5 protein-coding genes are annotated in these 7,226 nt (G+C 47.8%); 3 read left to right on the top strand and 2 right to left on the bottom strand.

The window, feature by feature from the left end; all coding sequences use genetic code 11:
* Nucleotides 1-334: 334 nt before the first annotated feature.
* Nucleotides 335-2,083, bottom strand: coding sequence for a DUF4394 domain-containing protein (locus ACE1CM_RS17675; RefSeq protein WP_374878864.1), 1,749 nt, complete (start codon nt 2,081-2,083; stop codon nt 335-337).
* Between the two features lie 42 nt (nt 2,084-2,125).
* Between ACE1CM_RS17675 and ACE1CM_RS17670 the strand changes: the two genes are divergently transcribed.
* Nucleotides 2,126-2,386: a hypothetical protein gene (locus ACE1CM_RS17670; RefSeq protein WP_374878862.1), complete on the top strand. Its 261-nt coding sequence runs from the start codon at nt 2,126-2,128 to the stop codon at nt 2,384-2,386.
* 204 nt (nt 2,387-2,590) lie between these two features.
* On the opposite strand, the gene ACE1CM_RS17665 is transcribed toward ACE1CM_RS17670, so the two are convergent.
* Nucleotides 2,591-4,108, bottom strand: a complete 1,518-nt coding sequence (locus ACE1CM_RS17665; protein ID WP_374878860.1) for a UDP-N-acetylmuramoyl-L-alanyl-D-glutamate--2,6-diaminopimelate ligase — start codon at nt 4,106-4,108, stop codon at nt 2,591-2,593.
* A 293-nt stretch (nt 4,109-4,401) separates the two neighbouring features.
* On the opposite strand from ACE1CM_RS17665, the gene ACE1CM_RS17660 reads away from it, so the two are divergent.
* Both ACE1CM_RS17660 and ACE1CM_RS17655 read left to right on the top strand, forming a co-directional pair.
* Nucleotides 4,402-6,783: a heavy metal translocating P-type ATPase gene (locus ACE1CM_RS17660; protein ID WP_374878859.1), complete on the top strand. Its 2,382-nt coding sequence runs from the start codon at nt 4,402-4,404 to the stop codon at nt 6,781-6,783.
* A gap of 15 nt (nt 6,784-6,798) precedes the next feature.
* On the top strand, nt 6,799-7,023 hold the full coding sequence (locus tag ACE1CM_RS17655) for a hypothetical protein (RefSeq protein WP_374878857.1): 225 nt from the start codon (nt 6,799-6,801) through the stop codon (nt 7,021-7,023).
* The last annotated feature ends 203 nt before the right edge of the window (nt 7,024-7,226 follow it).

The raw sequence follows: 7,226 nt of genomic DNA, 5'->3' as shown, positions 1-7,226 counted from the left end.
TTTCCTGATAACGAAAATCCGATCGATCGCCGTGCCCCGACAACCAATGGGATAAAAAGATCCAATCGCGTAGGGGCACGGCATAGAAAGGCTTTCCTGATAACGAAAATCCGATCGATCGCCGTGCCCCGACAACTAAATCAGACAGGACTTACGCAACGACACCAAATATGGTTTCCTGGTGCCGTACTCTGCTGGCTAACGCACTACATATAGAAACTTTGCGTAAGTCCTGTCAGAATTTACCCACGATGAACCAGGAAACCGGGTTTCTCTAAAAAATCGTTGATTTGGAAACGATAGATCTAGGTTGAAACCCGGTTTCTCACCTCATCTAAGCAACAACAAAAATGTCGTTATTAGTCAACCCAAGATTAGTTGCTAGCGACGCTATCTGCATTTGCGCCATCCCACCCGTACCATCAGCATCAAATAACAGGGCACCAGTTTTGCTGTTATAAATAAACCGATCCGCTGCATCCATTGCTGATGCACCGATGACGAATTGGTCAGGTGTAATAGCAGCACCTGCTACTAACCCCCCACCAAAACCTTTAGCAGAAACGACAATCGTATCATCGACAACCGAGAAATCTGTAATCGTGTCGATGCCTTCAGTTGGCATGGCAAAGTTAAAGCTATCCATACCAGCATTGCCAGTCAAGGTATCGCTATTAACTCCTCCGCTGAGAGTATCGTTGCCATTACCACCAACGAGCATGTCTTTTCCCATACCAGCAGGTTCTCCAACGCCCACCGCAGCAAGACCGATGAAGTTGAAAGAGCCATTGCCAACTGTTCCCAGAGATGTGGCAGCCCCCGTAGACAAATCAATCGTGTATAAAGTAGAACCAGAAGCTGCGTAGGCAATATTTATCCCATTGCCAGGGGAAACGATGTCAAATCCGGCGGTGGGACCAAAGTCAACACCCAAAGATCCTACGGTGAGGAGTTGCCCTTTATTGGGAGATATGGGAGTGTTGGGATCTCCCGCTTGGAAATTGGCGCTACCCTGGGTGACGAGGATATCCAAGTTGGAATCAATATTGTACAGGGTGGTGCGTCCAGCGCGGGGAGAAGGAAAGAAGGAATTGGTGTAAGCTGCGGCAGTAATGTTCGGGTCTTTTCCTTGGTTAGGGTCGCCCTTGCCGTAGAATAAAGTGCCATCCGGTTGAATGCCTGCTTGGATGGTATCGCCATCTGCTACTTGACCGTTATCTACGTTGACGCGGAGGTTTTGGTCATTGCTGCCAACTAGGCGCAAGAGATTGGGAATCGGGTTAAAGTCTACACCAGAAAATTGTCCGGCGTTAAAGGGAATGGGTGAAATGGTACTCTTGAGCGTTGCAGCACCCGTGTTGGTATCAATCGTGTAGATTTTGTTGGTATCGGTGACGCCGTAAAGCATCCCATCCGCCGGACGAGTATCGATGCCAATCAAGTTACCGTCAACACCAGTCACCCTGATAGTTGCAGCTTGGTCGGGACTGGCGGGGTCGAAACCAACCAGAACATTACCCTTGGTTAAACCAAACAAGGTCGAACCGCCGCCGCCAACGAGGATATCGTTGCCATCGCCGCCGTTGAGGGTGTCGTTACCAGCGCCTCCAATCAAGGCATCATCGTTATTGCCGCCGTCAAGGATATCGTTGCCAGTGCCGCCGTCAAGGATATCGTTGCCATCTCCACCGCCCAGGAGATCGTTGTCCCGTCCACCCAAGACTAAGTCATTGCCATTGCCACCGCCCAGGAGATCTTTGCCTCGTCCACCTTGGAGGATATCGTTGCCTTCTTCACCCAAGAGGAAGTCATCGTCATCGCCACCTTGGAGGACATCATTGTTGCGTCCACCTAAGAGAACATCCTCGTCATCTCCTCCGTTGAGGAAGTCATTGCCATTACCACCGAGGAGAACATCGTTGTCATCTCCACCCAGGAGAACGTCATTGCCGTCTCCCCCGTCGAGGAGGTCATTGCCACGTCCACCGTTGAGGGTGTCATTGCCTGCAAAACCAAAGATGATGTTGTTTTCTTGAGTTCCCATCAGGCTATCGTTGTTGGGTGTGCCGTTAATAATTGCCATCTCAGTGACTCCTTTGATTTGTAGGTAAGTTTTTAAGGCATAGTGCGTTCGCTCACTTCTGCACAGAAGTTAGCTATCGGTTACTTTTGGTTTGTGCATAGCAACGCCAGACTTACCCCAGTCAGGATAGAAATTTGTTTGGGTAAGTCCTACAACAATTACGCCGGACAGTTCTATTTGGATTTAAAAGTTTTGCTGATTTTTTTAGTCAACCGATTTCCATCAGCAGTATTTTCAGATGGGATTGATAAAAATAATACTAGGTCTTCCATCGGTGATTTCACCCATCACGAGTTGGTGTAAAAGCACTGATAGTCTGAATTATCAATAGTTTTATAGCTTCGATCTTCCATACTGCTTCTGGTGAGGCCTCGCCTCGTCTAGCGACTGGGTATAAAAATTTTCAAGCCAAACGACTGAAGTCGCGGCTATACAAACTAAGCCTGCCTACGCAGGCTGATAGAAAAAGAAACCCGGTTTTTTCAAAAAACCGGGTTTCTGATGGGATTAACTCATTTTTGCTTGCAAGGCTTCTCTTGCTTGTTCTCGGTCGTCGAAATGGATTTTTTCAGTACCGAGAATTTGGTAATCTTCGTGACCTTTTCCGGCTAGTAAAACGCCGTCTCCTGGTTGTGCTTCTAGGATAGCAGTGCGGATGGCTTGAGCGCGATCGCAAACCACTGTCGTCTTGTCAGAAGAGCCTATTCCTGCCAAGATATCTTCTAAAATCCGCTCTGGGTTTTCGGTGCGGGGATTATCGGAAGTGACGATCACAATATCTGCAAGTTGAGCGGCGATCGCACCCATTTTGGGGCGTTTTGTCCGATCGCGATCGCCTCCACACCCGAACACGCAAATCATTTTACCGGGAATAAAAGGACGTGCGGCTAATAGCAAGTTTTCCAAACTATCCGGCGTGTGGGCATAATCGACAATCACGCTAATATCTTGATTGGGACTAATTTGCACCCGTTCCATCCGTCCCGGTACTCCGGAAAATTCTGGCAGGACGGAAACCAAAAATGACAAATCTAAACCCAGGTGTAAAGCGGCGCCAATTGCCGCTAGCATGTTCGCTAAATTGTATTGACCGACTAATGGCAATTGGAAAGGAATTTCTCCTTTGGGCGTGTGTAGAATGCCGCTGACGCCATTGGGTTCGTATTTCAGGTCAGAAGTATACAAGTCTGCCGTTGCATCTTGCGTACTGTAACTCCAAACTTGTGCGGGATTGAGGGTTTTAATTAATACTTGCCCATAGGTATCGTCGGCATTAATAATCGCGCGTCCTTGGAGATAGTCTGAGTTAAACAAAAGAGCTTTAGCGGCAAAGTAATCTTCCATATCTTTATGGAAGTCCAAATGATCTTGAGTCAGGTTGGTAAATACCGCCACATCAAATTGACAACCCAATACTCGACCTTGTGCCAAAGCGTGGGAACTCACTTCCATGACGCCGAATTTGCATCCCGCTGCCACGGCATCTGCGAGTTGTTTTTGCAAGTCTACAGCAAAAGGCGTGGTGTAATTTGCTGTTTGATTAAAACCTTGCCAGCGGACATAAAGCGTTCCCATCAACATCGTCATTTGTTCGGCTTTGTTGAGGAAATATTCGATTAAATGGGTAGTTGTGGTTTTGCCATTTGTCCCCGTAACGCCAACCATTTTCATTTTTTTGGCAGGGTAGTCATAAAAAGCTGCCGCAACCGAGGCACAAGCTTTAGTCATATCCGTTACCGGGATAATGCAGGGATCCCCCCCTAGCCCCCCCTTATCAAGGGGGGGTTGGGGGGGATCTTTTTTGGCTGCTTGGGGGGAAACCAGCGCGGCGACGGCACCCGATGCGATCGCGCTAGGCCAAAATTCTCCCCCATCTACCCTTGTTCCCGGCATCCCGATAAACAAATCCCCCGGTTCGCAAGCATGGGAATTCGTCTTCAAGCCCTTCACTTCCGCATCGAGGGCTGGATGTTCGGGCAAATTTTCCAGACTGGGAACGGTAGTTAATATCTGGCGCAGTTTCATCTAAAACCTCACGGGAATACCTTCGCTTGGTTCGTTCTTACCACGTGCGCTTGATTCTGGCAAGTCACCTTTTTCACTAAAGCCTGCGTAGGCAGGCTTTGTTTGTGTAGCCCCACCCTTAAGGGTGGGGGCGGGGGTGGGGGCGGGGGCGGAGGTGCAGGTGCAGGTGTGGGTCAAGTTTCCCGAAAATTCTCCTTCACCCCCTTGACTCTCCAGTAGGGTGGAGAATCCAAGATCAAATTATAGCTAATTAGCCATTAGCAATTAGCAATTAGCAATTAGCAATTACCCATATGGAAAACGCCACACTCAAACTACGAGGCATGGGTTGCGCTTCCTGTGCCAAAAGTATCGAAGATGCGATTCGTTCTGTTCCCGGTGTAAATGAATGTATCGTCAATTTTGCGGCAGAACGGGCAACGGTGGAATATGACCCCAAAAAAACCGATTTACAAGTTATCCAAGACGCAGTTATTGCTGCCGGATACTCCGCATCTGCCCTCCAACCGCAAAACATTATGGCATCGGAAGATGATGCCGAAAAACGAGCAAAATCTCGAGAAATTCGCGATTTAACTCGCAAGTTTGTGGTATCGGCAATCCTCAGCACGGTAATTGTTTTAGGGTCGATTCCCATGATGACAGGGGTGCATATTCCCTTGATTCCAATGTGGCTTCACAATCCTTGGTTGCAGTTAGTATTAACTTCGCCGATCCTATTCTGGTGCGGTACATCTTTTTATGTGAATGCTGGGAAAGCTTTTAAGCGCCACGCTGCCACAATGGATACATTGGTTGCTTTAGGTACAAGCACTGCTTATATCTATTCCTTATTTCCTACTATTTTCCCAGATTGGTTTACGGCTCAAAATCTTAGACCCGATGTTTATTATGAAGCCGCAGCGGTAATTATTACGCTGATTTTATTGGGAAGGCTGTTAGAAAATCGGGCTAAAAGTCAGACGGGGGAGGCGATTCGCAAGCTGATTGGTTTGCAAGCAAAAACGGCGCGTTTGATTCGCCGAAATCAAGAAGTTGATGTGCCGATTGAAGAGGTAGAAATTGGGGATGTTATACTGGTTCGTCCAGGGGAGAAAATTCCCGTAGATGGAAAAGCGATCGAGGGAACATCCACAATTGATGAATCAATGGTGACTGGGGAAAGCGTACCCGTCAAAAAGCAACCAGGTGATGAAGTCATTGGTGCGACTATCAATAAAACTGGAAGTTTTAAGTTTCAAGCAACGCGAGTTGGGAAAGATACTGTATTGGCACAAATTGTCCAATTGGTACAACAAGCACAAGGAAGTAAAGCTCCAATTCAGAGATTAGCAGACCAAGTAACCGGATGGTTTGTTCCGGCGGTAATTGCTATTGCTTTGCTCACCTTTATTATCTGGTTTAACGTGATGGGTAACCTTACCCTGGCTTTAATTGCAACAGTTGGAGTGTTAATTATTGCTTGTCCTTGTGCCCTAGGTTTGGCAACTCCCACATCTGTCATGGTGGGTACGGGTAAGGGTGCAGAAAACGGCATTTTGATTAAAGGTGCGTCCAGTTTGGAACTGGCGCATAAAATTAAAACCATTGTTCTGGATAAAACAGGAACTATCACCCAAGGTAAACCAACTGTCACCGATTTTGTCACCGTTAAAGGGACGGCGAATCGCAACGAAATTAAGTTGTTGCAACTCGCTGCATCGGTAGAACGCAATTCAGAACATCCCCTTGCAGAAGCTGTCGTTAGATATGCTCAATCTCAACAAGTTGAGTTAGTAGAAGTGAGGGATTTTGAAGCGATTGCAGGCAATGGCGTCCAAGGGATGGTTTCTGGTCATAAAGTGTGTATAGGAACACACAGATGGATGGAAGAATTAGGCATTAACACGGAAGCGCTGCCAAAAGACAAAGAACGTTTGGAATATCTGGGCAAAACAGTTATTTGGATTGCCGTTGACGGAGAAATCGAAGGATTGATGGGCATTTCCGATGCACTCAAACCGAATTCCGCACAAGCGGTGAAAGCATTGCAAAAAATGGGTTTAGAAGTCGTAATGCTGACCGGGGACAATCGCCGCACAGCAGAAGCGATCGCGCGCGAGGTTGGTATAAATCGCGTCTTAGCAGAAGTCCGTCCCGACCAAAAAGCGGCAGCGATCAAATCCCTCCAAGAAGAAGAGACGCGGAGAGTGGGAGATGGGGGGATGGGGAGAGTGGGAGATGGGGGGATGGGGAGAGTTTTGGAGAGACATTCCCCGCGTCCCCCCGTCCCCCCGTCCCCCCGTCCTCTTCTCCCGCGTCATATTGTCGCAATGGTAGGTGATGGGATTAACGACGCACCCGCCTTAGCGCAAGCTGATGTGGGAATCGCAATTGGTACGGGAACAGATGTGGCGATTGCAGCGAGCGATATTACCCTTATTTCTGGTGATTTATTAGGCATTGTTACCGCGATTCAACTATCTTGCGCCACCATGAACAACATTCGTCAAAACCTCTTCTTCGCCTTTATTTATAACGTTGCGGGAATACCCATTGCCGCTGGAATTCTCTTCCCCATTTTCGGTTGGTTACTCAACCCAATTATTGCCGGTGCAGCCATGGCATTTAGTTCCGTTTCCGTCGTCACAAATGCCCTGCGCCTGCGTAACTTTCACCCCAAAGCATTTGCCTAAGGAAAGGAGGCATAAATGTTGATTAAAAAGGTAATTTTTGCCAGCATAGCAAGTTTGGGATTGCTGTTCGGCGTCGCTGCAAATCAAGCCGTAGCCGCCGATAATCCAGAAATAACTCAATTCCAACCCATCGAGCAACCCTTATGGGTAAAAGGTGCAGTCACAGCGGGAGGTTTAGCATTAATTGGGTTAGAAATCTGGTGGTTTCTTGGGAGTAAACCCAAGGAATTCAAGAAGTAGGGGCACGGCAGGATGAAGATGGTGATTTTACCCAAGATATATATGATGCCGTGCCCCTACAGCGATCGTTGAATTGTTGGGGCACGGCAGGATGAAGATGGTGATTTTACCCAAGATATATATGATGCCGTGCCCCTACAGCGATCGTTGAATTGTTGGGGCACGGCAGGATGAAGATGGTGATTTTACCCAAGATATATATG

Source organism: Microseira sp. BLCC-F43 (genome assembly GCF_041929235.1).
Taxonomy (GTDB): domain Bacteria; phylum Cyanobacteriota; class Cyanobacteriia; order Cyanobacteriales; family Aerosakkonemataceae; genus Microseira.
This window is presented reverse-complemented; position numbering and strand designations above follow the sequence as displayed.